We start from the raw sequence: 26,444 nt of genomic DNA on the forward strand, positions 1-26,444 counted from the left end.
GGGCCAGGCTGGGTTGGCAGCCCCCCCTTATTGAATTGCACGTAAACTCATTGAATTAGCAGGGACACTGTGGGAGCGGCTTTAGCCGCGAACACCAGCGCAGCCGGTGCCATGCACCGCGTTGGATTCTTCGCGGCTAAAGCCACTCCCACAGCGTTACAGCGCCTTCATTTCAGCAATATCCCGCGCCACCTGATCAGCCGATTGGTCAAACATCGCCTGCTCCTGCGCATCCAGCGGCAACTCGATCACCCGCGCCAGCCCCTCCTCTGCCAGTACGCAGGGCACACCCATGGCAATATCCGTGCGCCCGTACTCGCCTTCCAGGATCGCCACCGCCGGCAAGATGCGGTTTCGCCCGTTGGCGATCGCATCGACCATCTGCGCAATCGCCACGCCCGGCGCATCGCAGGCGCTGCCCAGCTTCTTCAGCCCCAGGATCTCGCCACCACCCTTGCGGGTGCGCTCGACGATCTGCTCGATCTGCTCACTGGACAGGAAGTGCGACAACGGCACCGAACCGATCTGGCAGTAGCGCATCAGCGGCACCATGCTGTCGCCATGCCCGCCCAGGACCAGCGCCGTGATATCCCGGGCAGAGAACCCGGTCTGCTCGGCGATGAAACACTTCATGCGTGCGGTATCCAGCACCCCCGCCTGGCCGAACACCTTGGTGCGCCCCAGCCCGCTGAGGCTCCAGGCGCGATAGGTGAGCACATCGACCGGGTTCGACACCACCAGCACCGTCGCAGTTGGTGCATGCAGCTTGATGTCGGCCATGATGCCGTCGAGGATTGGCAGGTTGATACTCAGTACATCCTGACGCGACTGCCCCGGCTTGCGCGGCACGCCTGCGGTGATGACCACCAGTTCAGAGCCGTCCAGCATTTCAGCCTTGGCCCCGCCGTGAACCCGGGTATCGGAACCCGACTCGACTGCCGCCTGCCACACATCCAGCGCCTTGCCTTGCGCCATCTCGCCCTGCACATCCATCAACACCAGCTCACGGCACAACTCTTCCCGAGCGATGATCTGCGCCGCCGCCTCGCCGACCATGCCGGCACCCACGATTGTCAGTTTGTTCACACGACACCTCCCAGCGGCGCGCGCCACCAGGAACACGCCTGCAATACAGAGAAGTATCGCCTGCTGAGGCGAAAAGACCACACAAAGGCAAATGGAAGCGGTACGCGTACCCCGTGGGAGCGGCTTTAACCGCGAAGAATCCAACGCGTTGCCTGGCACCGGCTGCGCCGGTATTCGCGGCTAAAGCCGCTCCCACAAGGACCGCGCCACCTTCGAGTGCAGTGCAGTACCTGTGGGAGCGGCTTTAACCGCGAAGAATCCAACGCGTTGCCTGGCACCGGCTGCGCCGGTGTTCGCGGCTAAAGCCGCTCCCACAAGGACCGTGCCACCTTCGAGTGCAGTGCAGTACATGTGGGAGCGGCTTTAGCCGCGAAGAGGCCGGTGCAGGCTGGCCTAGAACTCGAAAGTACAGGACAAGCTCACCTGCCGCGCATCGCCAATGGCCACAAAGTACTGGTTCACCGCCAAGCGCCCACAGAGTCACTGCTAATTCAACCGACCCTGTCCTTGCACGGCGATTTTCCATCTGGCAAGGTTGCCAGCAGAACGCCCACCGACTGACCAGCGCTGCCCCACATCAAAGGAAACCTGACCTGTCACTGCAACCCTCCGTTCGCCGTGATCTGCTGATTCTGTGGCTTTCCATTGCCGCAGTTGCGCTTGTGCTGGGATGGCTGCTGCTGATAATCAGCCGCCAAGGCGCCGGCCCCCAGATTGCGCAGGCGCGCCAACTCACCTCGACCAGTTGCCAGGCGCTCCAGGCGGGTGCGGCACGGGTTCGCCAGCAGCTCCCGCCTGCACAAGACCACCCCGATCTCATGCCCCCCGCTGCCGCACAGGCAGTGCTGGATTTGGCACTGCGCGATCAGCCGGGCATGGAGGGCGGCTTCTGGCGAGCGGATGCGGGTGTGGTGGCCTACGCCTTCCCAACCTACGACGGCACGGGAATCAAACGCGACCCGCCGAGCGCTGAGTTGCAGCGCATTGCCTCCACGGCCCAGCGTGCGCAGGATTCTGCAGGCCTGGTGGCGGATGTGCGACCGGGCTTACGCGAAGCCGTGGCTTTCGCCGCCTGCCCCGTTCAGGCCTATGACCGGCAGCTGATCGCCTGGACCCTGATGCGCGTTCCGCTGTTGGCCACAGAAACAGTCAATACCTTGATACTCGCGGTAAGCCTGCTGCTGGCGCTGGTCGTTGTCTCCGGGGCATGGCTGGGCTGGATGATTTCACGTTGGCAGCGCCAGTCGGCGCATTTGCGAAAGCAACTGGCCCAGTCCGAACGCCTGGCCACGCTGGGGCGCGTTTCCGCCGGGCTTGCACACGAGATCCGCAACCCTTTGGGCACGATGCGCATGAAGGTGGAAAACGCGATGGCTGCCCCGGCTGACCGGCGCGAAGCACGCGTGGTTGGTGCCCTGGAGGCTGTACTTTCGCAAACGGCACGGCTGGAGACGCTGGTGTCGAGCCTGTTGGCATTGACCCAACCTTTCCGCGCCGAGCGCCAGGCAGTTGACCTGCAGGAATGGCTGGAGGAGCGGCGTAATGCCCACGCCGAAGCAGCGCAAAAGAAAGGCGTACGAATAACACTGGCCGTTGAACCGGAGCTGACCGCTAGCGCGAAGCAAGTTGCGCTGTTCGACCCGACACAAATGGCGCGGGTCTTTGACAACCTGCTGCTCAATGCGCTGGCGCACACGGAAGAACGCGGTGAAATCGAGCTCGGTGCACATCGCACGCACCGCGGCACATTGCTGTTGTGGGTGGCGGACGATGGTTCCGGCATTCCGCATGACCTGCGCGATACACTGTTCGAACCGTTCTCCACCAACCGCGCTGGTGGTACCGGCCTGGGGCTGGCGCTGGTGCGCGAGATCGTGCAGGGTCACGGCGGGCGGGTCGGTCTCGCCGAGTCGGCCAAAGGAACGCGCATAGAGATGGAGCTACCGTGGCCCGAATCCTGATCGTCGACGATGACGCCGCATTCCGCGACAGCCTTGCAGAAATGCTGCAAGACCTGGGGTATACGGTGCTGCAGGCTGAAACCACCGATGCAGGCCTGCACAGGCTGCGCACCGAGGACGTGGATGCGGCCATCGTTGATCTGCGGCTGCCGGGCGAGGATGGCCTGGTGTTCCTGCGCCGCGCGGCGCGCATCTCGCCGGTGCCTTGCATCATGCTCACCGCCTATGCGAGTGGCGGCAACACCATCGAGGCGATGAGCCTGGGCGCGTTCGACCACCTGACCAAGCCCGTGACCAGGGCCGCCCTGATCGAAACGCTCGAACGGGCCCTGCGACGGGCAGCCAACACCCCAGACAACCCCCAGGCGGCCGGGGCATCACCTGCCGCAAAAGAGCCCGTGGATGGCACCGAACTGGTCAGCAGCAGCGAGGCCATGCGCCAGGTCTTCAAGCGTATCGGGCTGGCCGCGAACTCCGATGCCACTGCGTTGATCCTGGGCGAGACGGGCACAGGCAAGGAACTGGTCGCGCGTGCCTTGCATCGCAACAGCGGGCGAGCCACCGGCCCCTTCGTCGCCGTCAACTGCGCGGCGATCCCGGCCGAACTGATGGAAAGCGAGCTGTTCGGTCATGTCAAAGGCGCGTTCACCGGTGCCATCACTGAACGCACCGGGCGCTTTCGCGAGGCCGATGGCGGCACCCTGTTCCTCGACGAAATAGGCGATATGCCGTTGTCCACGCAGGCGAAGATTCTGCGGGTGCTGCAGGAACGCGAAATCACCCCAGTGGGCGCCAATCGTGCCCAGCCGGTGAACGTGCGCATCATCGTGGCCACCCACCGAGACCTGCCCAGCGCAGTCAAGGAAGGGCGCTTCCGGGAAGACCTGTGGTACCGCCTGCAGGTAGTACCCCTGTGGCTACCGCCGCTGCGTGAGCGCCTGGGCGACGTGCTGCTGCTGGCCGAACACTTTCTACGCCTGCTGGGCGGCGACTCGCCCAAGCGGTTGAGCGCGGCGGCAGCCCGGCTGCTGCTGGCCCATTCCTGGCCGGGCAACGTGCGCGAACTGCGCAATGCTATGGAGCGCGCGGCCATTCTCAGCCACGGCCCGGTCATCGAGGCCGAACACATCGGGTTGCAGACGGCGGCGGCGCCCACCCCGGGCCTGGACATTGACTGGGAAGGCCCAATGGCACAGGCCGTTGCCCAGCTGGAGCGCGAAATGATCGTACGCGCCCTGGCTGCGACGGCGGGCAACCGCGCAGAGGCGGCGCGGCGCCTCGGTCTGTCCCGCCAGCAGCTCTACCGCAAGCTGGCCGAGTTCGATCTGGACTAACCCCTTCGCCCGCAAAGGGGGTGTCCGATTCCGTGACACCTTAGCGTCACGGAATCGGACGGCGCATCACTCCCATCAATCATAACTGTTTGATTTAATTAATATTTTTATCTGGCATGGTGCTTGCGCTACAGGTTGGGTGTTCCCAACCCAAAAGAGCTTCTCCAATGTCCAGGTATTTCATCGCCACATCTCTTGCACTGGCAATTGGCCTGGGTAGCCTCAGCGCGCATGCCATGCCGCCCGCCGCCGCCCATCTGCCTCCAACACCGCATCAGGGTGTGGAAACACCTGGCCTGGTGAGCCAGTACGTGGTGGAAGGCCAGGTGCAACGGATGCTCATCAATCCCTATGGTGAGGTCGACGGGCTGCGCCTGAGCGACGGGACCATTGCAAAGTTTCCACCGCACATGGCCGATGCGCTCACAGCCACGGTCAAAGTGGGGGACGCCGTCCGCATCATCGGGCGGGCGGAAACGCGAGGCACGGTCAAAGCCGACGCCATCATCCACGCCGACAGCGGGCGCACTGTGTACGACCAGCCGCCACCGGTCGGCGAAGGCCGAGCCCTGCCGCCACACCTGCGCGCCCAGCGCCTGCAGCCCCAACAGGTGGAAGGCCAGGTGGAGGCCGTGCTCACTGGCCCACGGGGCGAGGCCAACGGCGTCATCCTGAGCGATGGCAGCATCGTACGTTTCCCGTCAGAGAGCCTGCGTATTTCCGTGCAGACGGGCGCACCGTTCGCGGCATCCGGGCTGGGCACGCGCAATGCGTTTGGCACCGCTTTGGAAGCGGTCAGCATGGGCACCACGTTATCCACCCTGCAACCGCTCTATGACCGCGCGCCATAAGGGAATGCCGCTATGCACCCGGCAACACCTTCCATAACTCCGGCGCATGCCAGCTCACGGCGCTGGCTGTCCGGCCTCAACTTCTTCCTGGCCGATGTCCGTGACGGCCTGGGCCCCTTCCTCGGTGTGTTTCTGGCCAGCCACGGCTGGCGAGCCGATGACATCGGCTACGTGATGGCCGCCGGCGGCATCGCAGGCATGTTGGCGACCACGCCGATGGGCGCATGGATCGACGCCTCGCGCCACAAGCGACTGCTTCTGGCAAGCGGCGCCATTGCACTCATTCTCGCCACGGCAGCGCTATGGACGGCGCCAACGTTCGGCGTCGCCGTCGCCTCTCAAGTGGTGACGGGTGTTGTGGGTGCGTTGATGGGCGCCGGCATCATGGGCGTCACCTTGGGCATCGTTGATCAGAAAGACTTGTCTCGGCAGCTCGGCAACAACGAGGCCTGGAACCATGCCGGCAACGTGGTGGCGGCTGCCTTGGCCGGGCTGGCAGGCTACCGCTGGGGGCTGTCAGCCGTATTCGTCCTGATGGCCCTGATGGCGTGCGGGGCTCTTGCCTGCTTGCGCAAGATCAATCCACATGACATCGATCATGAGCGTGCCCGCGGTGGTGACCTGACTGGCAACCAGCCTGCGCAAGGCAACAGCCCCTCGCCTTCCATGGTGCGGGTTTTGACGCACTCGCGCGAACTGGGCCTGCTCGCGATCACCATGCTGCTGTTCCACCTTGGCAATGCCGCGATGCTGCCCTTGCTGGCACAGTCGGTTGTCACGCGTGGGCTGGCCGACCCCAGCGTGTTCACGGCATCCACCGTCATCGTGGCGCAACTGGTCATGATTCCCGTGGCGCTTTGGGCCGGGCGGCATGCCTCTCGGCACGGGTATCGGGCACTGATCCTTGCCGCCCTCCTGGCCTTGCCCTTGCGCGGGCTGATCGCCGGTTGCTGGGAGTCCCCGTGGGCCCTGATTCCGGTACAGGCCCTTGATGGAATCGGGGCAGGCCTGCTGGGTGTCGCCTTGCCTGGGCTTGTCGCTTCCATCCTGCGCGGCACTGGGCACATCAATGCAGGGCTGGGTGCAGTGATGACGATACAGGGAATAGGCGCGGCCATGAGCCACGCACTCGCCGGCTGGATCGCGCAACATTTCGGCTATGGCACAGCCTTTGTCGTTCTGGGTATCGTGGCTGCAATCGGGCTACTCACCTATCAGACAGGCCTTAGGAAGGGACACCCAAGCCGGCAATTGCCAGCTCGGCCAAATAACGTTGACACGATATAGCGTGCTGCACGCCATCCACCAAAGGCTGGCACCCGGCCAAGCCGCGCCAACTCATTCATTCACCTGAGTAAACTGCATGCCTGTATTTGATCCATCCTCGCTCATCTGGGCCGTCGCCGCCGTTGCGACCGGTGGGGTAATCCTGCGCCCCTGGCGGGTGCCGGAATATGTCTGGGCAGTCGGCGCCGCTGTATTGCTGACCGCGTTTGGCCTGGTGCCACTACCCACGACCCTCGGCGCTGTCGCCGAGGGTGGCGATGTTTACCTGTTTTTGATCGGTATGATGGTGCTGGCCGAACTGGCACGCCAGGAAGGGTTGTTCGACTGGCTGGCCATGTACGCCGTGCAGCATGCCCGGGGCTCCGGCCAGCGCCTGTTCGACCTGGTATTCCTGGTGGGGGTACTGGTAACGGTGTTCCTCTCCAACGATGCCACGGCGGTGGTGCTTACCCCAGCGGTGTACGCCGCATGCAGGGCGGCCAAGGCCGAGCCGCTGCCCTATCTGTTCATCTGTGCCTTCATCGCCAATGCCGCCAGCTTTGTGCTGCCCATTTCCAACCCGGCCAACCTGGTAGTGTTCGGCAGCCAGATGCCGCCGTTGCTGGATTGGCTGCGGCAGTTCACCTTGCCCTCGCTTGCGGCCATCGGCCTGACCTACCTGGTGCTGCGGCTGGCCCAACGCAAACAGATACGCCAGCCCCTGGCAACGACTATCGACATGCAACCGCTGTCCAGCGGTGCACGCTTGTGCGCGCTGGGTATCGTGCTGACAGGCGCCCTGTTGCTGCTGACCTCCGCCCTGGACCGGCAGCTCGGCTTACCCACCTTCTGCGCCGGCATCGCCACGGCCGGGCTGATCCACCTGCGCCAACGGCGCAACCCGATGCCGGTGCTCAAAGGTGTGGCATGGGGCGTACTGCCGTTGGTCGCGGGCCTGTTCGTGCTGGTGGAAGCGGTGGCACAGACGGGTGTGATCGAGCACCTGGCCCATGGCTTGGCCGCGCTGGCGCGCAGCTCCGAGACCCAGGCGAGCTGGGGCGCCGGCGTGGTCGCGGCTATCGCCGGCAACCTGATGAACAATCTACCGACCGGCCTGATCGCGGGCTCCGTTGGCCATATTGTCGATTTACCCGCGAAAACCACTGCGGCGCTGCTGATTGGCGTCGACCTCGGGCCGAACCTGTCGATTACCGGCTCCCTGGCCACTTTGCTCTGGCTGGTTGCCGTTCGCCGTGAAGGCGAACACGTGGGGGCCTTGAATTTTCTGCGTCTGGGAGTACTGGTAATGCCTCCCGCGTTGATCGGGGCGCTGGGGTTGCTTCATGTATGAAGCGGCGAGTCTCGTTCAGTGCGCTCGATTGATGTTGCGCTGTCGGTATCTAGGAACTGCGCGGTCCATGTAGGAGCTGGCTTGCCTGCGATGGGCTGCGCAGCAGCCCCATAACCCTACCGCGACAGGAATAAACCACCAACCGACCTTGAGCAGAGGGCCAGCCGCAAGGGTGATATCTGGCCCACCACTCATCAATGATCCTGCCTAACTAACAGGGTCCTGGCCGCTTCGTTCCATCACCTTCCCACACTGCTCACTGGCCAAACGGCTGATGATCCGGATCGCCTGATGGATACCGTCAGTGTTGCGAAAACTCAGGTGGGGGTTATGTTCGCATTCCAGCATTTCGTCGTGCTGGAGGGACTAGCGCGGTCCCTGTAGGAGCTGGCTTGCCTGCGAAGGGCTGCGCAGCAGCCCCATAACCCTACCCGACAGGAATTAACCACCAGGAGGCCATTAGCAGAGGGCCAGCCGCAAGCGTGATATCCGGCCCGCCGCTCATCAATGATCCTGCCTAACTAACAGGGTCCTGCCCGTTTCGCTCCATCACCTTCCCACACTGCTCACTGGCCAAACGGCTGATGATCCGGATCGCCTGATGGATACCGGCAGTGTTGCGAAAACTCAGGTGGGGGTTGTGTTCGCACTCCAGCATTTCGTCGTGCTGGACCAAGGCTTCGCCTAGCAGTTCGAGGGTCCAGGCGTAGCTTTGGATGGTGGATAGGCGTTCTTGGTCAGTCATGACGTGCCTCCCTTGTTGCAGAGACAGAGCGAGATTGACTGGAGGTGAGATCGTCGAAGGCCGCCGAGGTACGACGGTGGAGAACGGATACGAGGATCTTTAGCGGATTTTCGGTGGTCATGCATGAGTTCCTTTCGTGATGGAACTGCCACCGCTCGCGGCCAAGCAAGTTAAGGTGGCAGCAGTACGCGGGTTGGCCGACCGGGACGAAAGGAGCCCGGCACACCCGAAGGTGTCCCGCGCACCACCGCCATAACGCGACATCGCGGACACAAAAAAAGCGCCTGCGATGAAGACTGGGCGCTGATGCGCCTTTCGATTCCGACCGGCCAAGGTCGCATCACCGATGCTTCGGCGACGGGGGGACTTTATTCCCGAGTGGCTCTTTTCGCAAGTTTCCAAGAGTACGAAAGGACAGTACGTTTCGTAGGAAGATGGCTACCCACAGATTGGCTGCCATATGTGATCGAGGCTCACAAAGCGAAAACGAACGAGGCCCGTGCCGTTTGCCACAGGTAGAGCACATATCCCGGTATTACCACGGTCCCTGTAGGATCTGGCATGCACGCGTGGCGATTAGATGAACTGGAATGGGGTTGCAGAGAAATGATGGAGCATGTGCCTAAGCCGTTATATGACGGTCGAGCGACCGTTTATCTGGATCAAAATGTCCTCACAATGGCGCTTAAGGAGAGGGATCCCGATTTCTTTAGGCGGCTCGTCAGTGGTTTTCAGGTGGTTTACTCCGATGACACCTTGCGTGAAATCAAGCGCAGCGGGCAGCCTGAAAAGTTCTTGCAGGTGCTCTGCGATCTGAGCGCAATGCATTTTAAGTACGATCTAGACGCTTCGTTCAATCTGACAGGGCGCGTCCTGATCTGCACCTTGTCGCCCCGCCAGGCATATGACAACTACCTGACAATCGAACCCGTCTACGACGCGTTGCTCGCGTCGGCGAATCAAAGCACGCTCAAGATGTATGGCGGGCGAAAGGACAGTAGCTTCGAGGACATCTCGAGCGAGCAAGTCGACGCTTTCCAGCGCCTGATGGATCACCTTTCGGCTCAGATGGACGAGCTCGCCGACAGTCACCCTGAGGTTGCTGCTGCGATCGACAAGCAAATCGAAACTCTGCAAGAGCAGTACAATGCAGTGTCGGTCCTGTCAGCCCAGGAAATGGCCAAGCACATCGACGAGGCAAACGAGGTGTCCGCCATCAGCCGATACCGAGAGGCGGTCGGCGCTGGCCCTAAGCAACTCAATAATATTGAGGCGCCGAACGTAATCCAGAAGATTTGGGCTATGTACCAAGACTTGGAGGGCTACAAGGGCATGGGCGACAGCATTGAGGACTTCCTAGGTATCTCCGTGAACCCGGTCTACGGTCGTGAAATGCATCAGCATGAAAAGGTGACTGGCATTTACAACGTGCTCAATGTCATCGGCTACAAGCCGGACAACCGTCTTGACCGTGAGCACCGCCACATCGCCGCAATCAGCGACGCCGCCCATGCAGCGATTGCCTCACATGCTCAACTGCTGCTCAGCGCGGATACTGCGTTTGTGGGCAAAGTCCGAGCAATCTATGAGTATTTGCAAATCCCTACTGAGGTGGGACTTGTGTCGTCGGGGGATGACCCCATCGTAGTGAGTGGCTAGACAGTTCCAGGCCAGTGACGGCGCGTTCACCTGCGTTTGAGGCGTTTTCTCTGTGACGGGAAGCGCGGGTGACGTACATTCTATGCCGTAGAGTCGTGACACGAGCGAAGCTCGTGCCGTCTACCCCGAAGCCTACCCCACTGCCACAGGTAGAGCACATATCCAGGGATTTGCGCGGCCCCTGTAGGAGCTGGCTTGCCTGCGATGGGCTGCGCAGCAGCCCCATAACCGTACCCGACAGGAATAAACCACCAGGCGGCCTCGAGCAGAGGGCCAGCCGCAATGGTGATATCTGGCCCGCCGCTCACCAACGATCCTGCCTAACCAACAGGGTCCTGGCCGTTTCGCTCCATCACCTTCCCACACTGCTCACTGGCCAAACGGCTGATGATCCGGATCGCCTGATGGATACCGGCAGTGTTGCGAAAACTCAGGTGGGGGTTGTGTTCGCACTCCAGCATTTCGTCGTGCTGGACCAAGGCTTCGCCTAGCAGTTCGAGGGTCCAGGCGTAGCTTTGGATGGTGGATAGGCGTTCTTGATCAGTCATGGCGTGACTCCCTTGTTGCAGAGACGGAGCGAGATTGACTGGAGGTGAGATCGTTGAGGGCCGTGGAGGAACGACGGTGGGGAACGAATGCGAGGATCCTGGACGGACTTGAGATAAGCATGCATGACACTCCAAGTTTTAGTTGGAGCTGCCACGATCCTTCCTACGGGATTGGGTGGCAGCTGTGCATGGGGTAGGAATACCGGGAAACTTGGAAACCCGGCCAGGCCGAAGCCTGCCCACACACAGCCGCCATGACACAGCACGGCAGGCACAAAAAAAGCGCCAGCTGTGGTGCAGGGGCGCCTAGTGCGTGCGCCAAGTTTACCAACGGGTTCCTACGCCCGGTCACGGAATTTTCCGCGACGGAGGAAATTTAGCCTCATGTATCTCAACCATGCAAGTGTCGAAGTTGTAGGAAACGTCTCTGAATTATGTGCGAACAGCGTTGAATGTAGCGATTAGGTCCATATCCGATCATCTGCATAAAAATCCATTCAAACTTCGAATGCAGCGACATAGGCTCAGCTGAAATCGCCAAGGTGAGATGAGGTGCACGATATGAACATTGAAAGTGCTGCCAGGGCAGTTGAGCTAGAGTTTGGTGACACAGGGATTGACTGGGGTACACCGTGGAGTCGAAACGGATAGCACTGCTGATTGACTGCGACAATGTGAGCCATGCTTCCATCGGAGGCGTACTCGATGAGCTGGCCAAGTACGGCATGGTCAACATCAGGCATGCACACGGGAATTGGAGTTCTCCTCTACTCGCTGGCTGGGTCGAGAAGATCCACACATTCGCCATCCGCCCCATGCAGCAATTCGCTTTCACCAAGGGCAAGAATGCCACTGACTCAGCGATGATCATTGATGCGATGGACTTGCTGTACAGCAAAAACGTCGATGCCTTTGCACTCATGACAAGCGACAGCGACTTCACCCCGTTGGTGCTTCGGCTGCTGGAAAGCGGCTTGCCGGTTTACGGCTTTGGGGAGAAAAAGACACCGAAGCCTTTTGTAGATGCCTGCTCGCAGTTTATCTACACAGAGAACCTGCTTGGTGATGATCAGGAGAAAGCAGCTGAAGGCGAAACGTCGAAAAGCAGTAAACGCACCCGAAACGAGCTACGCAGTGACACGGCGCTAGTGCGCTTGCTGAGAACGGCTGCTGAGAAGACCGCCGATGACACAGGTTGGTCGCGCCTCAGCCAGGTCGGTAATTTTATCCGCAACAACAGCTCGTTTTCAGCCGTGAACTACGGGCATCGGACGCTTAGCGATCTCATCCGAACCTCAGAGCTGTTCGAGATCGATATGCGGCAAGGTGGGACGGCGATGTTCATCAAAGCTGCTCGGAAATCAAACCCGGCAACGCACTCCCAAACTGAAGTATCCGTATCATGAATTCGTGCTTCGGCTGCGGAGACAGGAATCGAACCTGCGACCTTCGCGTTACGAGTGCGCTGCTCTACCGACTGAGCTACACCGGCGTGTAGCGCAACGTACCACTGCTCGCACCCGTTACGCAAACCCCTGTTTCCGCTAGTTTATTGCCCCACCCTCAAGGCGCCTTGCACCCCTTCGGCGCCAGGTCTTCCTCGATGTCGGTCGTACACGCCCACCCGCTAGCCGAACGCGTCAGGGTCAATGCCTTGCCCAGCGCATTGGCCGGCGCATCCACCAGCGTGCAAACGATGCTCCCAGTGCCATCCGCCGCCTTGCCGCTAGCCGTGATCGCACAGTGCGCCGTCGCCGGCTGGCCACCCAACGCGGCCACATCCGGCACATCCTTCCCATCATTCAACCGCAGGTCCATCGCGGTCTTCAGCGCGCTGATCTCCAGCAACCCGGCCGCGGCCTTGGAGCGTGACTGGTGGTTGGTGTACATCGGTAAGGCGATGGTCGCCAGAATGCCGATGATCGCGACGACGATCATCAGTTCGATCAGGGTGATACCGCGTTGCCCTTTCATGAACGTTTTCCTTTTTGATACACGTACTCGTTGAGGTCAGGCTCGACCCCGGCTGGCAGCGGCGCAGTAGGCCTGAACAGACACCTTTTGTCACCCCTGCCCGCTTGGGCGTCGTCTTCGCTGAACTACTCTAGTGAGCATCTCGGACGCACGCCCTTGCATGGGCGCGGCAAGCTGTTTCCAGGCTTGTCGCACGGGCAGAAAAAGGACCTTGCATGACCCAATCCACACTCCTCTACACCTGGCACGGCACCGACGCTAACGGCGCGCCGGTCAGCGGGCAAACGTCCGGGCGCAGCCCGGCCTATGTGCGTGCCGGGCTTATCCGCCAGGGCATCAAGGTGGCCAGCTTGCGGCCTGCCGGTGGGCTAACGTTCAGTTTGCCGAAACGGCGGGCAAAGGCCGACCCGGCGGGGTTCAGCCGGCAGTTGGCGACCTTGCTCAAGGCCGGGGTGCCGCTGCTGCAGGCGTTCGAGGTGATGGGGCGCAGTGGCTGTGATGCGGCGCAGGCGGCATTGTTGGATAGATTGAAACAGGATGTGGCCTCGGGCCTGGGGCTGGCGGATGCGTTGCAGCGCCACCCGGGCTGGTTCGATGCGTTGTATTGCAACCTGGTGCGGGTGGGCGAGCAGTCCGGCACGCTCGACCGGCAGCTGGAACAGTTGGCGGGCATGCTGGAGCAACGTCGGGTGCTGCACAAGAAGGTGCGCAAGGCGATGATCTACCCGTTGCTGCTGTTGCTGACGGGGCTGGGGGTGTCGGCGATCCTGTTGCTGGAGGTGATTCCGAAATTCGAGGGCATGTTCTCTGGCATGGGCGTGGCGTTGCCGGCATTTACCCAATGGGTGATCGACTTGTCCACAGGGCTGAGCCGGTTTGCGCCGTTGTTGCTGGTGATGGGCGTAGTGCTGGGTTTTGCCATGCGCCAGCTCTACCGGCAGCACGCGCCAGCGCGCCTGTGGATATCTCGCCGGGTGCTGGGCTTGCCGGTGTTCGGCACGCTGCTGGGGCAGGCGGCGCTTGCGCGGTTTGCGCGTAGCCTGGCAACGTCCTACGCCGCCGGGGTGCCGTTGCTGGATGCGCTGGGCACGGTGGCCAGGGTCAGTGGCGGCGACCTGCATGAACAGGCGGTGTTGCGGCTGCGCCAGGGCATGGCCAATGGGCAGGGGCTGCACCAGGCGATGGCCGCTGAGCCGCTGTTTCCGCCGCTGCTGGTGCAACTGACGGCCATCGGGGAATCCAGCGGCACGCTGGACCAGATGCTGGAAAAAGCCGCCAGCCATTACGAGGAACAGGTCAGCCAGGCGCTGGAGCAGTTGACCAGCCTGCTGGAGCCAGCCATCGTGCTGGTCCTGGGCCTGCTGGTGGGCGGCCTGGTGGTGGCGATGTACCTGCCGATCTTCCAGTTGGGTAGCTTGATCTGAAATGACTTTATGGACTTTGCTGGCTGAGCAGCCGGCGTACTTTCTCACCCTGGCCACGGTGCTCGGCCTGCTGGTGGGCAGTTTTCTCAACGTGCTGGTGTATCGCCTGCCGATCATGCTGGAGCGGCAATGGCAGCGTGAGGCGCAGGAAATGCTGGAGTTGCCGATCACGCCGCACGAGCGTTTCGACCTGTGGCTACCCGCCTCGCGCTGCCCGCATTGTGCGCATCGGATTCGCGCATGGGAGAACATTCCGGTCATCAGCTACCTGGCCTTGCGTGGGCGTTGTTCAGCCTGCAAAACCCGCATCAGCCCGCGCTACCCATTGGTGGAGTTAGCCAGCGCGCTGCTGTCGCTGGTGGTGGCCTGGCGCTTTGGTGCTTCGCCCGAGGCCTTGCTGGCGCTGCCGCTGACCTGGTGCCTGCTGGCCCTGAGCCTGATCGATGCCGAGCACCAGTTGCTGCCGGATGCGCTGGTGCTGCCGATGCTGTGGCTGGGGCTGATCGTCAACGCCTTTGGCCTCTACGTCCCGCTGACCAGTGCGTTGTGGGGCGCGGTGGCCGGGTACCTCAGCCTTTGGACGGTGTACTGGGTGTTCAAGCTGGTTACCGGCAAGGAGGGCATGGGCTATGGCGACTTCAAACTGATGGCGCTGATCGGGGCCTGGGGTGGCTGGCAGGTGTTGCCGTTGACCCTGCTGCTGTCATCGGTGGTCGGGGCGCTGGCTGGGCTGTGCCTGCTGCGTCTGCGCCGCCATGCCATGGGGACGGCGATCCCGTTCGGCCCCTATCTGGCGATTGCGGGGTGGATTGCCGTGCTCTGGGGTGATGAAATATACGCCTCATACACAAACCTGCTTGGATTCTGATGACCACTGCGGCCTTTACCCCCTGGATTCTCGGCCTGACCGGCGGCATTGGTAGCGGCAAGAGCGCCGCTGCCGAGCGTTTCGTCGAGCTTGGCGTGCACCTGGTCGATGCCGACCAGGCGGCGCGCTGGGTGGTCGAGCCTGGCCGCCCGGCCCTGGCCAGCATCGTCGAGCGCTTCGGCGCCGGCGTACTGCAGGCGGACGGCCAACTCGATCGTTCGGCACTGCGCCAGCTGATATTCGCCGACCCGGCACAGCGCAAATGGCTGGAGCAATTGCTGCACCCGCTGATCGGGCAGGAGATTTTCAGCTACCTGGCCAAGGCGGAGTCGCCGTATGCGGTGTATGTTTCGCCGCTGCTGATCGAGTCGGGCCAGCACCAGAAAACCCAACGGGTGCTGGTGATCGATGCGCCGCAGGAACTGCAGGTGGCGCGTACCCTGGCGCGTGACAACACCAGTGCCGAGCAGGTGCAGGCCATTCTCAAGGCCCAGCTGGCCCGCGAGGAGCGCCTGCGCCATGCCGATGATGTGGTGGTCAATGACGGCGACCTGGCCGCGCTGCATCAGCAGATTGACCGCCTGCACCACTTTTACCTGACTTTACGAGGAGGCCAGCCATGAGCCAGCCATTGACCGTCGATTGCCCGACCTGTGGCGCACCTGTGGAATGGAACGAGAAAAGCCCGTTCCGGCCATTCTGTTCGGACCGTTGCAAGCTGATCGACCTGGGGGCTTGGGCGGCGGAGGAGCACAAGATTCCGGGGGCGGAAGAGTCCGAGGATGAGCTGTACTCGGGGGATTTGGAGCCGCGGCATTGATCCGATAGCAAGGTGTCCTTCAGGGCCCTTTCGCGGGTGAACCCGCTCCTACAGAGACCTCACGGCTTTCAAGGCTGGTGCATTACCTGTGGGGGCGGGTTTACCCGCGAAAGGGCCAGTACAGCCGCCACAAAATCACCGCTCATCCTCCTTCCAGGGCGCCTGCAGATACCGCGTGCGGTTGAAGGTTTCCAGCCACTCCGGGCAAAACACCACCAGCGCACTGATCACCGTGCCGTTGATGAACGCTTCGGGGAACATCATCAGCCACAGGTAGCCGATAAAATCGCTGAGCCACTCCGGCATGGCGAAGCGCCCGTCCAGCCACAACAGCCCCAACGCAGCCGACAGGCAGGCCAGCACGGTCAATGCCGCCGGGAAGAACCCTGAACAGAAGATATACACAAACAGGTTCCGCGGCTGGGCGCGCTCGACCCCTATCGCGCACGCCTCGGCGATCAGCACCGGAAGGCCAACCAGCAACAAGCCATTCACCCCCAGCGCCGCCAGGTCCTGACGCCCCAGCACCAGCAAACCGAGCTGGGCCATGAACCCGCCAAGCACCGCCAGTGGCCAGTCCAGCAACAGCGTGACCGCCGTCATGCCTATGAAGTGGTACGACACACCGGTATCGAAATCGCGCCGCACCAACCACAAGGCAAACAGGCAGAACACCGTGCCAAACAGCAGATGCTGGCGGCGCCGGTCGGTGAACAGCTCAACCCAGCGCACCTGGCTGACCGCCCAGATCAGCAACGGCACATATCCCAGCCAGCCAAGCGTAAGGGTGGTGCCCGACAACACCTGCGCGCTGATCACTTGACGAATGCCCCTTGCAGCCATGTGGATAAATCCGAGTCTACACCCATTCTCCGTTTCATTCGGTTGCGCTAGGCTGGCACCCTCACTCGATGCAGGAAGCATTGCTCATGCCGGAAGGAATCAACCTCGCCCTGCTGCTGGCAGCAGCGCTCAACGCCATCATCGGCGTACTTCACCTGGTCATCATCGCCGTCGGGCCGCGCTGGTACCGTTTGTTCGGGGCCGGCGAGCGCATGGCCGTGGCCGCCGAAAAGGGCCGCTGGTACCCAGGGCTGATCACCGCAGCCATCGCCTGCGTGCTGCTGGCCTGGTCGGGGTATGCGCTGTCAGCTGCCGGGGCCATCGGGCGGTTGCCCTTGCTGCTGCCGGCCATCTGCCTGATCACCTTGGTGTACCTGGCGCGCGGCCTGCTGGGGCCGATATTGCTGGCGGGTACCGGGCGCTCGCGGCGTTTCATCGTGGTCAGTTCGCTGATCTGCCTGGGGTTTGGCCTGGTGCACCTGCTTGGGGTGGTACAGCAATGGCCAATACTGGGCTGATTTCTGCGCACAAACAGCATCTTATCGTCATCGATTAACAGCTAAGCTTGTCTGCATGGATGACTCAGACTACCTGCGCCTGCTTACCATCCAGGCGGAACAAGCCAATGCCTTTCTCTCCAACGCCCGCAAGTGGGAGCGGGAGCGTTGGGTGTGCCAACGCCTGTTGCAGGGGCTGAACATCCCCTATCGCAGCGAGGACTTCACCCCGGCCGGGCAAGAACCGCCAGACGTGCTGTTCCGCGACGCGGCGTTCGAGGTGTTTTTCGTGCTCGACGAGGGCCGCCGGCTCAACGATGAATGGCGCGAAGAACTGCAGCGCCGGCGCAGTGCGTTTTCCCTGGCGCAACTGGTGCGCCGCGAAGCGCGCCCGCGGCGCATCAGTGCCACCGAGCTGCTGGGGCGGCTGGCGCCGACCTTGCGCAAGAAGGCGCACAACTACCGGGAACGCGGGCTGGAGCTGAACGAGCTGGATATCATTGCCTTCGCCAGCCTCAAGCGCGAAGTGCTCGACCTCAATACCCATTTCCCGCCGCCCACCGAATATCTGCGCCAGGGCTGGCGCTCGCTGTCACTGGTCGGGCCGACATTTGCCCGGGTGCTGTTCGCCCACCCCGATGCGCCGGACTTCCTGCGCGGCAACCTGGGCCGCAGCATTGTGTTCGACGTGGGCATCAGTCTTTGATCCACTGCAGCGAGTGTTTGCGATGGCGTACACTCGGCGCCAGAGATAGAAAGCCTTATCATTTGTTTCAAGCGCTTGCGTGAACGCTGTAGCGTTTACGCAGTCCCAAACGTCTACCTGACGAGGCCCCACCATGACCAGCCGCCTGAATCCGGAAGATCAGCGTCGTGTCGATGAGTATCTGCGAGCCCCCCAGCACCAAGTCGAGCGCAGGCCCTTCCGGCCGTGGCTGCTCCTTGTGCTGGTGGTGGCCGTGACCATCGGGTTGGGTCTCATCAGCCGCCTGCTCAGTGGACTGGTGCTATGAGCTGCTTCGCGCTCGCCCTCCCCTCGTGCAGTTTGCGGCCGGCCCCCGGGGCCACGAATTCCGTAAACCTTATGAGATATCCCCATGACTCATCGCATCGTGATTGTCGGCGGCGGCGCCGGCGGCCTGGAACTGGCGACCCGCCTGGGTAAAAGCCTGGGCAAGCGCAAGCAGGCCGAGATCACCCTGGTCGACGCCAACCTCACGCACATCTGGAAGCCTCTGCTGCACGAAGTGGCCGCCGGCTCGCTGAACTCCTCGGAAGACGAACTGAACTACGTGGCCCAGGCCAAGTGGAACCACTTCAACTTCCAGTTGGGGCGCATGAGCGGCCTGGACCGTGAAGGCAAACAGATTCAACTGGCCGCCACCCTCGACGAAGAGGGCCGCGAGCTGCTGCCTGCGCGCACCTTGGGCTACGACACCCTGGTCATTGCCGTGGGTTCCAACACCAACGACTTCGGCACCTTGGGCGCGGCGCAGCACTGCCTGTTCCTCGACACCCGCAAGCAGGCCGAGCGTTTCCACCAGCAGTTGCTCAACCACTATCTGCGCGCCCACGCCGGTGACGTGGCGAGCGAGAAGATCAGCGTGGCCATCGTCGGCGCCGGTGCCACCGGAGTGGAACTGGCAGCCGAGCTGCATCACGCGGCCCACGAACTGGCGGCCTATGGCCTGGACCGCATCCAGCCCAAGGACATGCACATCACCATTATCGAGGCCGGCCCGCGCGTACTGCCGGCGCTGCCAGAGCGCATCAGCGTGCCGGTGCACAAGACCCTGGAAAAGCTCGGGGTGAAGGTGATGACCAATGCCGCCGTCAGTGAAGTGACCGAGGATGGCCTGAAAACCAAAGACGGTGAAGTGATCCAGGCCAGTTTGAAAGTGTGGGCGGCTGGTATCCGTGCGCCGGCGTTCCTCAAGGACATCGATGGCCTGGAAACCAACCGCATCAACCAGCTGGTGGTGCGCCCTACCCTGCAAACCACGCGCGATGACAACATCTTTGCCTTCGGTGACTGCGCCGCCTGCCCGCAACCGGGTAGCGACCGCAACGTGCCGCCACGTGCCCAGGCGGCGCACCAGCAGGCTTCGATGCTGGCGCAGAGTTTGAAGGCGCGGCTGGAGAACAAGGCGCTGCCGACCTATGAGTACAAGGACTACGGTTCGCTGGTGTCGCTGTCGCGCTTCTCGGCGGTGGGCAACCTGATGGGTAACCTGATGGGCAGCGTGAAGCTGGAGGGCTGGCTGGCGCGGATGTTCTACGTGTCGCTGTACCGGATGCACCAGATGGCGTTGTACGGGTTCTTCCGTACGGCGTTGATGATGCTGGGTAGCAAGATTGGCCGGGGTACCGAGCCGCGCCTGAAACTGCACTGACAGACACCAGCATGCCCTGTGGGAGCGGGTTTACCCGCGAATGCGATGGTGAACCTGCTGCCGCATTCGCGGGTGAACCCGCTCCCACACAGGGCTGTGTGGGCCCAAGAGCGCATTCTTGTGGGATAAATTCAACGCAAAAAAAGGGCATCTCATGCGAGATGCCCTTTTTTTCATGGTGGGTCGTGTAGGATTCGAACCTACGACCAATTGGTTAAAAGCCAACTGCTCTACCAACTGAGCTAACGACCCGGAAAATGGTCGGGGTGAGGGGATTCGAACTCCTGACATCCTGCTCCCAAAGCAGGCGCGCTACCGGACTGCGCTACACCCCGTGATACTTAAAGAAAAAGGGCATCTCGCTTGAGATGCCCTTTTTACATGGTGGGTCGTGTAGGATTCGAACCTACGACCAATTGGTTAAAAGCCAACTGCTCTACCAACTGAGCTAACGACCCGGAAAATGGTCGGGGTGAGGGGATTCGAACTCCTGACATCCTGCTCCCAAAGCAGGCGCGCTACCGGACTGCGCTACACCCCGAGATTGGCTCCGCGACCTGGACTCGAACCAGGGACCCAATGATTAACAGTCATTTGCTCTACCGACTGAGCTATCGCGGAACTGAACTTCGGTACATCTTTACAGCTTCGAAGCTTGTGTTAGCTTCGGTCTCTTTGGCTATCCGCTTTCGCGTTGCAGCTGCTGAGGCCGGCTATTCTACATTCTTCGTTTTGCTTGTCAACCACTTTTTTTCATTCAACTTACTGATTTGTAAGTTGTTTTGCGGTCACCGGTGTTGCTGGTGATTCGCTTAGTGCCTGACAACGCGGCGTATATTAGGGGCACCCGATTTTAGATGCAAGCAAAAATTTCAAAAATTTCAGCTAGTTATCCAGGAAGCCGGAAAGGCCCGGATTTGCTGGGGCTGTGAGGGCCTCTTCGCGGGTAAACCCGCTCCCACAGGTACTGCACAGGCCTTTGAGCTGTAGGTAATCCTGTGGGAGCGGGTTTACCCGCGAAGGGGCCGGCACAGGCAAAAAAAGCCCCGCTGATGCGGGGCTCATGGTTAAACAGATCAGCCGAAGACGATTTCGTCGCCTTCCACCTTGGCGGTAATCGCCGTGCCCGGCATGAACTTGCCTGCCAGGATCAACTGCGCCAGCGGGTTCTCGATCCAGCGCTGGATCGCACGCTTCAGTGGCCGTGCGCCGTATACCGGGTCGTAACCCACGGCAATCAGCTTGTCCAATGCCTCCGGGCTCAGGCTCAGCGACAGTTCGCGCTCCAGCAGACGGCTGCGCAGGCGGCCCAGCTGGATTTCGGTAATGCCGGCAATCTGCTCGCGGCCCAGTGGCTCGAACACCACCACTTCGTCGATACGGTTGATGAATTCCGGACGGAAATGCGAACCCACCGCATCCATCACCGCCGCACGCTGTGCCTCGCGGTCACCCACCAGTTCCTGGATCTGCGCCGAGCCCAGGTTGGAGGTCATCACGATCACGGTGTTGCGGAAGTCCACGGTGCGCCCGTGGCTGTCGGTCAGGCGGCCATCTTCCAGCACCTGCAGCAGCACGTTGAACACATCCGGGTGGGCCTTCTCCACCTCGTCCAGCAGCACCACCGAGTATGGCTTGCGCCGTACCGCCTCGGTCAGGTAACCGCCCTCTTCATACCCCACATAGCCTGGTGGGGCACCGATCAGGCGAGCCACGGAATGCTTCTCCATGAACTCGGACATGTCGATGCGCACCATTGCCTCTTCGGTGTCGAACAGGAACTCGGCCAGCGCCTTGCACAGCTCGGTCTTGCCCACCCCGGTCGGGCCGAGGAACAGGAACGAACCACTCGGCCGGTTCGGGTCGGACAGCCCGGCACGCGAACGGCGCACCGCGTTGGCTACGGCGGTTACCGCCTCGTTCTGGCCGATCACACGCTGGTGCAGCAGCTCTTCCATCTTCAGCAGCTTTTCACGCTCGCCTTCGAGCATCTTGGCCACCGGGATACCGGTCCACTTCGAGACCACTTCGGCAATTTCTTCCTCGGTCACCTTGTTACGCAGCAACTGGTTTTCGGTCTTGCCGTGCTGGTCGACCATCTGCAGGCTGCGCTCCAGGTCCGGGATCACCCCGTACTGCAGCTCGGCCATGCGGCTCAGGTCGCCTTTGCGACGGGCGGTCTCCAGCTCCTGGCGGGCCTGCTCGATCTTTTGCTGGATCTGCGCCGAGCCCTGTACTTCGGCCTTCTCGGAAGCCCAGATTTCTTCCAGGTCGGCGTATTCCCGCTCCAACCGGTCGATTTCCTCGGTCAGCTTCTCCAGGCGTTTTTTCGCCGCTTCGTCTTCTTCCTTCTTCAGCGCCTGCGACTCCACCTTCAGCTGGATCAGGCGACGGTCGAGGCGGTCGAGCACTTCCGGCTTGGAGTCGATCTCCATGCGGATGCGGCTGGCCGCTTCGTCGATCAGGTCAATGGCCTTGTCCGGCAGCTGACGGTCGGTGATGTAGCGGTGGCTGAGCTTGGCCGCAGCAATGATGGCGCCGTCGGTGATGGCCACCTTGTGGTGCACTTCATAGCGCTCTTTCAGGCCACGCAGGATGGCGATGGTGTCTTCCTCGCTCGGCTCCTCGACCAGCACCTTCTGGAAGCGGCGCTCCAGGGCAGCATCCTTCTCGATGAACTGGCGGTACTCGTTCAGCGTGGTGGCGCCAACGCAGTGCAGCTCGCCACGAGCCAGGGCCGGCTTGAGCATGTTGCCGGCGTCCATGGCGCCCTCGCCCTTGCCGGCGCCGACCATGGTGTGCAGTTCGTCGATGAACAGGATGATCTGGCCTTCCTGCTTGGACAGCTCGTTCAGCAGGCCTTTGAGGCGTTCTTCGAACTCGCCGCGGTACTTGGCACCGGCAATCAGCGCGCCCATGTCCAGCGCCAGCAGGCGCTTGCCCTTCAGGCCGTCCGGCACTTCACCATTGATGATGCGCTGGGCCAGGCCTTCGGCGATGGCGGTTTTACCTACGCCAGGCTCACCGATCAGCACCGGGTTGTTCTTGGTACGGCGTTGCAGCACCTGTACGGTACGGCGAATTTCGTCGTCACGGCCAATCACCGGGTCCAGCTTGCCCTCTTCGGCACGCTTGGTCAGGTCGACGGTGTACTTGTCCAGCGCCTGGCGCGATTCCTCGGCGTTGGCGTCATTGACGGCCGCACCGCCACGCAGGTTGTTGATGGCGTTTTCCAGGGCCTTCTTGCTCACGCCCTGGCTCAACAACAGCTTGCCGAGCTTGCTGTTCTCGTCCATGGCAGCCAGCAACACCAGTTCGCTGGAAATGAACTGGTCGCCCTTCTGCTGGGCCAGGCGGTCGGCCTGGTTGAGCAGGCGCGCCAGGTCCTGCGACATGTTCACGTCGCCGGTGGGGTTCTGGATTTTCGGCAGCTGGTCGAGTTCTTTCACCAGTGCCTGGCGCAGGCTGTTGATGTCGAAGCCTACCTGCATCAGCAGCGGCTTGATCGAGCCGCCCTGCTGCTCGAGCAATGCCTGCAAAAGGTGCACCGGCTCGATGGCAGGGTGATCCATGCCAACCGCCAGGGATTGGGCATCGGATATCGCAAGCTGCAGCTTGCTGGTCAAACGGTCTATTCGCATGGGGATACCTTCCTTTTAAAGGGCAGGTCGGAGCGATGGACAGCGCCTGTTTGTGAAGAAACCTGCCTGAGATGACCTTATAGATAAGGCTGATTCTGGAAGATTCAAGCGTAGCGGGGTTGACCAGGATCAACCTGTTGGATTAGTGCTGGGCCATTCGCGGGCATGCCCGCTCCTACAGGGAATCCGTAATGTTTGAAACCTGTGGGAGCGGGCGTGCCCGCGAAGAGGCCAGTGCAGGCTAGCGCGGTTCCAGCCACACCAGGGAAGCAAAGCGCCCCCCCTGCGGAGTACGGCGATAGGAGAAGAACCGCTCGTCGCTGACCGTGCACAAGCCACCGCCATGAACAGCAGTCACCCCACGCGCCGCCAAACGAATACGCGCCAGCTCATAGATGTCGGCCATCAACTTGCCCGGCCGGGCACCATCGACAAAGGCCCGGGCCGATTCCGGGTGCACCGCAGTAAAGGCATCACGCACTTCCAGCCCCACTTCGAACGCCTGTGGGCCAATCGCCGGCCCCAGCCACACCAGCACCTCTTCGGGTGGCAGTGCCAGGCGATCCAAGGTGGCCTCCAGCACACCACCGGCCAGCCCGCGCCAGCCAGCATGCGCCGCCGCCACACGGGTACCGGCCCGGTCGCAGAACAGCGCTGGCAGGCAATCGGCAGTCATCACGGTGCAGGCAATGCCAGGCTGATCGGTCCAGCTGGCGTCGGCCTCGGCCACCACGGCCGGGTCGGCATTTGCCACCACCAGCCCATGCACCTGCTTGAGCCAGGCCGGCTGGATGGCGAATTCGTCGCTCAGGCGACGACGGTTCTCGGCCACCGCGACAGGGTCGTCCCCAACATGGTCGCCAAGGTTGAAGGTTTCATAGGGCGGCAGGCTGATGCCGCCCTGGCGAGTGGTGACACAGGCGCGCACCGAGGCCGGGGCCGGCCAGTCGGGGAACAGCAGCGACTGAGTCAGGCCACTCATCCGATAAAGCTCTCGCGGTCCTGGTTCAGCAGCGACAGCAACCAGACGAAGTCGTCCGGCAGCGGCGATTCCCATTCCATGCGCTCACCGGTGGTCGGGTGTACCAGCGCCAGGAAGCGTGCGTGCAGGGCCTGACGCGGGAAGGTTTTCACCGCCTCGACCATGGTCGGGCTGGCTGCCGGCGGGATGCGGAAGCGGCCGCCGTAGGTCTGGTCGCCGACCAGCGGGTAGCCGACATGAGCCATGTGCACGCGGATCTGGTGGGTACGGCCGGTTTCCAGCTTCACCCGCACATGGGTGTGCGAGCGGAAGCGCTTGAGCACACGGTAGTGGCTGATCGCAGGCTTGCCGCCGTCGGTGACTGCCATGCGCTGGCGCATGCCGCCGTGGCGACCGATGGGCGCGTCGATCTTGCCACCGGCAGTCACCACACCAACCACGATGCATTCATAAATGCGGCTGACCGAGCGCTTTTGCAGCTGGTCGACCAGGTTGGTCTGCGCCTGCAGGGTCTTGGCCACCACCATCAGGCCGGTGGTGTCCTTGTCCAGGCGGTGCACGATGCCGGCGCGCGGCACGTTGATGATGTCGGGCACATGGTGCAGCAGCGCGTTCAGCAAGGTGCCGCTGGCATGCCCGGCAGCCGGGTGCACAACCAGGCCGGCAGGCTTGTTGATCACCAGGATCTGGTCGTCTTCATAGACGATGTCCAGCGCGATGTCCTCGGCCTCCCACTCGCCCTGGGCCTCTTGCTCGGCCTCCAGGGCCAGCACGGCGCCACCATGGACGGTGTCACGCGGGCGCAGGACCGCGCCATCGACCGTCAGGCGGCCTTCTTTGATCCAGGTAGTCAGCCGCGAGCGCGAATACTCGTCGAACAATTGGGCGGCGACCTGGTCGAGGCGTTGACCGCCCAGTTCGGACGGGACCTCTGCGCTAAGTTGAATGATCTCGGACATGCTCGATTCGGCGGGCGCACAGCCTTTGGTTTCGGCTGCGAGCTTGTGGTTAAATACGGCTTCTTTTGTCCCGGGGTTGGCCGGGGCGCTCATCATAACAGGACGGCACCGCCCAAGACAGCGGCCGTCAAAGGGACGCAAGCCGCCATGCAAGTGAAACACCTGCTGCTGATCGCCATCCTCGGGCTCACCGCGGCCTGTTCCTCCAATAAGGAAGTGATCGACGAGAACCTCAGCGAGGCCGAGCTGTATCAGCAGGCGCAAGCTGACCTGGACAACTCCAGCTACACCAGCGCCGTGAACAAGCTCAAGGCCCTGGAGTCGCGCTACCCGTTCGGCCGCTATGCCGACCAGGCGCAGCTCGAGCTGATCTACGCCAACTACAAGAACTCCGAGCCCGAGGCTGCCAAGTCGGCTGCCGAGCGCTTCATCCGCCTGCACCCGCAGCACCCGAACGTCGACTACGCCTACTACCTCAAGGGCCTGACCTCGTTCGACCAGGACCGTGGCCTGGTGGCGCGCTTCCTGCCGCTGGACATGACCAAGCGTGACCCGGGTGCTGCCCGCGACTCGTACAACGAGTTCGCCCAGCTGACCAGCCGCTTCCCCAACAGCCGCTACGCCCCCGATGCCAAGCAGCGCATGATCTACCTGCGCAACCTGCTGGCGTCGTACGAAATCCATGTGGCCGACTACTACCTGAGCCGCCAGGCCTATGTAGCCGCTGCCAACCGTGGCCGCTACGTGGTGGAGAACTTCCAGGAAACCCCATCGGTCGGCGACGGCCTGGCGGTGATGGTCGAGGCGTACCAGAAGATGCACCTGGACGAACTGGCCGCCACCAGCCTGGAAACCCTCAAACTCAACTACCCGGACCACCCGAGCCTGGTAGATGGCGAGTTCCAGCCAAAGCAGACCGAGTCTGACGGCCGCGGCTGGCTGTCCAAGGCGACCCTGGGCCTGATCGAAACCGAAACCCCGCTGCCACCGGGTGAAACCCGCGCCAACCAGGACGTCGTCAAGCAGTTCCAGGATGCACGTGACGAGATGCCGCGTGAGCTGCTGCCAACTGACGAGAACGGTGACCCGATCGTGCCGGAAGGGCCGAAGGAAGCCGAGAAAGACCGCTCCTGGTTCAGCTACATGACCTTTGGTCTGTTCGACTGATACGTAGCGGTACATGAAAGGGAGGCCCTGGGCCTCCCTTTTTTATTGGCCGCGTCCTAGACTGTCGGCTTCTTC

At 62.2% G+C, this 26,444-nt stretch carries 24 protein-coding genes and 6 tRNA genes; 16 read left to right on the top strand and 14 right to left on the bottom strand.

Features of this window, described 5'->3' with window-relative positions; all coding sequences use genetic code 11:
* Positions 1-156: 156 nt before the first annotated feature.
* Positions 157-1,086, bottom strand: coding sequence for a malate dehydrogenase (locus MJ643_RS20120; protein ID WP_023663598.1), 930 nt, complete (start codon positions 1,084-1,086; stop codon positions 157-159).
* 662 nt (positions 1,087-1,748) lie between these two features.
* Between MJ643_RS20120 and MJ643_RS20125 the strand changes: the two genes are divergently transcribed.
* The 5 genes from MJ643_RS20125 (at position 1,749) to MJ643_RS20145 (ending at position 7,849) form a co-directional block, all read left to right on the top strand.
* The gene (locus MJ643_RS20125; protein WP_230491489.1) at positions 1,749-3,047 is read left to right on the top strand and encodes an ATP-binding protein; all 1,299 of its coding nucleotides are present in this window, start codon (positions 1,749-1,751) and stop codon (positions 3,045-3,047) included.
* Positions 3,032-4,381, top strand: coding sequence for a sigma-54 dependent transcriptional regulator (locus MJ643_RS20130; protein WP_208209676.1), 1,350 nt, complete (start codon positions 3,032-3,034; stop codon positions 4,379-4,381). Before MJ643_RS20125 ends, MJ643_RS20130 begins: the two co-directional genes overlap by 16 nt.
* 167 nt (positions 4,382-4,548) lie before the next feature.
* Complete coding sequence (locus MJ643_RS20135) at positions 4,549-5,232, top strand: hypothetical protein (RefSeq protein ID WP_208209675.1); 684 nt, start codon at positions 4,549-4,551, stop codon at positions 5,230-5,232.
* A 12-nt stretch (positions 5,233-5,244) separates the two neighbouring features.
* A complete protein-coding gene (locus MJ643_RS20140) occupies positions 5,245-6,519 on the top strand; it encodes an MFS transporter (RefSeq protein WP_208209674.1) in 1,275 nt (424 codons plus the stop codon).
* Between the two features lie 76 nt (positions 6,520-6,595).
* Complete coding sequence (locus tag MJ643_RS20145; RefSeq protein ID WP_208209673.1) at positions 6,596-7,849, top strand: arsenic transporter; 1,254 nt, start codon at positions 6,596-6,598, stop codon at positions 7,847-7,849.
* A 517-nt stretch (positions 7,850-8,366) separates the two neighbouring features.
* On the opposite strand, the gene MJ643_RS20150 is transcribed toward MJ643_RS20145, so the two are convergent.
* Entirely contained in the window at positions 8,367-8,594 is a 228-nt protein-coding gene (locus tag MJ643_RS20150; protein ID WP_015268870.1) for a hypothetical protein, read from the bottom strand.
* A gap of 561 nt (positions 8,595-9,155) precedes the next feature.
* On the opposite strand from MJ643_RS20150, the gene MJ643_RS20155 reads away from it, so the two are divergent.
* Positions 9,156-10,253: a hypothetical protein gene (locus MJ643_RS20155; protein ID WP_243899895.1), complete on the top strand. Its 1,098-nt coding sequence runs from the start codon at positions 9,156-9,158 to the stop codon at positions 10,251-10,253.
* 320 nt (positions 10,254-10,573) lie between these two features.
* On the opposite strand, the gene MJ643_RS20160 is transcribed toward MJ643_RS20155, so the two are convergent.
* Positions 10,574-10,801, bottom strand: a complete 228-nt coding sequence (locus MJ643_RS20160) for a hypothetical protein (protein ID WP_208209672.1) — start codon at positions 10,799-10,801, stop codon at positions 10,574-10,576.
* Between the two features lie 632 nt (positions 10,802-11,433).
* On the opposite strand from MJ643_RS20160, the gene MJ643_RS20165 reads away from it, so the two are divergent.
* Positions 11,434-12,207, top strand: a complete 774-nt coding sequence (locus tag MJ643_RS20165; RefSeq protein ID WP_247726994.1) for an NYN domain-containing protein — start codon at positions 11,434-11,436, stop codon at positions 12,205-12,207.
* 13 nt (positions 12,208-12,220) lie between these two features.
* On the opposite strand, the gene MJ643_RS20170 is transcribed toward MJ643_RS20165, so the two are convergent.
* Both MJ643_RS20170 and MJ643_RS20175 read right to left on the bottom strand, forming a co-directional pair.
* A tRNA-Thr gene (locus MJ643_RS20170) sits at positions 12,221-12,294 on the bottom strand.
* A 70-nt stretch (positions 12,295-12,364) separates the two neighbouring features.
* Positions 12,365-12,775, bottom strand: coding sequence for a pilin (locus MJ643_RS20175; protein ID WP_047934243.1), 411 nt, complete (start codon positions 12,773-12,775; stop codon positions 12,365-12,367).
* Positions 12,776-12,990: 215 nt separating this feature from the next.
* On the opposite strand from MJ643_RS20175, the gene MJ643_RS20180 reads away from it, so the two are divergent.
* Genes MJ643_RS20180 through yacG form a run of 4 tightly spaced genes read left to right on the top strand, consistent with a single transcriptional unit; the run spans position 12,991 to position 15,887 of the window.
* Entirely contained in the window at positions 12,991-14,199 is a 1,209-nt protein-coding gene (locus MJ643_RS20180; protein WP_247726995.1) for a type II secretion system F family protein, read from the top strand.
* Between the two features lies 1 nt (position 14,200).
* Positions 14,201-15,067, top strand: coding sequence for an A24 family peptidase (locus MJ643_RS20185; protein ID WP_038408633.1), 867 nt, complete (start codon positions 14,201-14,203; stop codon positions 15,065-15,067).
* Positions 15,067-15,690: a dephospho-CoA kinase gene (coaE, locus tag MJ643_RS20190; protein WP_013970769.1), complete on the top strand. Its 624-nt coding sequence runs from the start codon at positions 15,067-15,069 to the stop codon at positions 15,688-15,690. The genes MJ643_RS20185 and coaE overlap by 1 nt, the downstream gene beginning before the upstream one ends.
* A complete protein-coding gene (gene yacG / locus MJ643_RS20195; protein ID WP_003260624.1) occupies positions 15,687-15,887 on the top strand; it encodes a DNA gyrase inhibitor YacG in 201 nt (66 codons plus the stop codon). The genes coaE and yacG overlap by 4 nt, the downstream gene beginning before the upstream one ends.
* A 135-nt stretch (positions 15,888-16,022) precedes the next feature.
* Here yacG and MJ643_RS20200 read toward each other — a convergent pair whose 3' ends face one another.
* Positions 16,023-16,730 carry an energy-coupling factor ABC transporter permease gene (locus tag MJ643_RS20200; RefSeq protein ID WP_038408631.1) on the bottom strand — a complete coding sequence of 236 codons (708 nt, stop codon included), beginning with the start codon at positions 16,728-16,730 and terminating at the stop codon, positions 16,023-16,025.
* 86 nt (positions 16,731-16,816) lie between these two features.
* On the opposite strand from MJ643_RS20200, the gene MJ643_RS20205 reads away from it, so the two are divergent.
* From MJ643_RS20205 to MJ643_RS20220, 4 genes are all read left to right on the top strand, one after another.
* Positions 16,817-17,248: a hypothetical protein gene (locus tag MJ643_RS20205; RefSeq protein ID WP_208209626.1), complete on the top strand. Its 432-nt coding sequence runs from the start codon at positions 16,817-16,819 to the stop codon at positions 17,246-17,248.
* A 55-nt stretch (positions 17,249-17,303) separates the two neighbouring features.
* Positions 17,304-17,933, top strand: coding sequence for a DUF1780 domain-containing protein (locus MJ643_RS20210; RefSeq protein WP_013970766.1), 630 nt, complete (start codon positions 17,304-17,306; stop codon positions 17,931-17,933).
* A 133-nt stretch (positions 17,934-18,066) separates the two neighbouring features.
* On the top strand, positions 18,067-18,240 hold the full coding sequence (locus MJ643_RS20215) for a DUF3094 family protein (protein ID WP_013970765.1): 174 nt from the start codon (positions 18,067-18,069) through the stop codon (positions 18,238-18,240).
* An 84-nt stretch (positions 18,241-18,324) separates the two neighbouring features.
* Positions 18,325-19,620 carry an NAD(P)/FAD-dependent oxidoreductase gene (locus MJ643_RS20220; RefSeq protein ID WP_003260618.1) on the top strand — a complete coding sequence of 432 codons (1,296 nt, stop codon included), beginning with the start codon at positions 18,325-18,327 and terminating at the stop codon, positions 19,618-19,620.
* A 176-nt stretch (positions 19,621-19,796) separates the two neighbouring features.
* On the opposite strand, the gene MJ643_RS20225 is transcribed toward MJ643_RS20220, so the two are convergent.
* The 8 genes from MJ643_RS20225 to rluD form a co-directional block, all read right to left on the bottom strand.
* Positions 19,797-19,872: transfer RNA gene (locus tag MJ643_RS20225), tRNA-Lys, on the bottom strand.
* Positions 19,873-19,878: 6 nt separating this feature from the next.
* Positions 19,879-19,955: transfer RNA gene (locus tag MJ643_RS20230), tRNA-Pro, on the bottom strand.
* A gap of 47 nt (positions 19,956-20,002) precedes the next feature.
* Positions 20,003-20,078, bottom strand: a tRNA-Lys gene (locus tag MJ643_RS20235).
* Positions 20,079-20,084: 6 nt separating this feature from the next.
* Positions 20,085-20,161: transfer RNA gene (locus MJ643_RS20240), tRNA-Pro, on the bottom strand.
* A 4-nt stretch (positions 20,162-20,165) separates the two neighbouring features.
* Positions 20,166-20,241: transfer RNA gene (locus MJ643_RS20245), tRNA-Asn, on the bottom strand.
* A gap of 455 nt (positions 20,242-20,696) precedes the next feature.
* Positions 20,697-23,261: an ATP-dependent chaperone ClpB gene (gene clpB, locus MJ643_RS20250; protein ID WP_015268858.1), complete on the bottom strand. Its 2,565-nt coding sequence runs from the start codon at positions 23,259-23,261 to the stop codon at positions 20,697-20,699.
* A gap of 241 nt (positions 23,262-23,502) precedes the next feature.
* Positions 23,503-24,243 (bottom strand): peptidoglycan editing factor PgeF, encoded by a 741-nt coding sequence (pgeF, locus tag MJ643_RS20255; protein WP_208209625.1) that lies wholly within the window; start codon positions 24,241-24,243, stop codon positions 23,503-23,505.
* Positions 24,240-25,202 carry a 23S rRNA pseudouridine(1911/1915/1917) synthase RluD gene (gene rluD, locus MJ643_RS20260; RefSeq protein WP_015268856.1) on the bottom strand — a complete coding sequence of 321 codons (963 nt, stop codon included), beginning with the start codon at positions 25,200-25,202 and terminating at the stop codon, positions 24,240-24,242. The genes pgeF and rluD overlap by 4 nt, the downstream gene beginning before the upstream one ends.
* A gap of 147 nt (positions 25,203-25,349) precedes the next feature.
* Between rluD and MJ643_RS20265 the strand changes: the two genes are divergently transcribed.
* Positions 25,350-26,369 carry an outer membrane protein assembly factor BamD gene (locus tag MJ643_RS20265; RefSeq protein ID WP_013970761.1) on the top strand — a complete coding sequence of 340 codons (1,020 nt, stop codon included), beginning with the start codon at positions 25,350-25,352 and terminating at the stop codon, positions 26,367-26,369.
* Positions 26,370-26,444 lie beyond the last annotated feature (75 nt).

Source organism: Pseudomonas sp. PNPG3 (assembly GCF_023093815.1).
Taxonomy (GTDB): domain Bacteria; phylum Pseudomonadota; class Gammaproteobacteria; order Pseudomonadales; family Pseudomonadaceae; genus Aquipseudomonas; species Aquipseudomonas asiatica.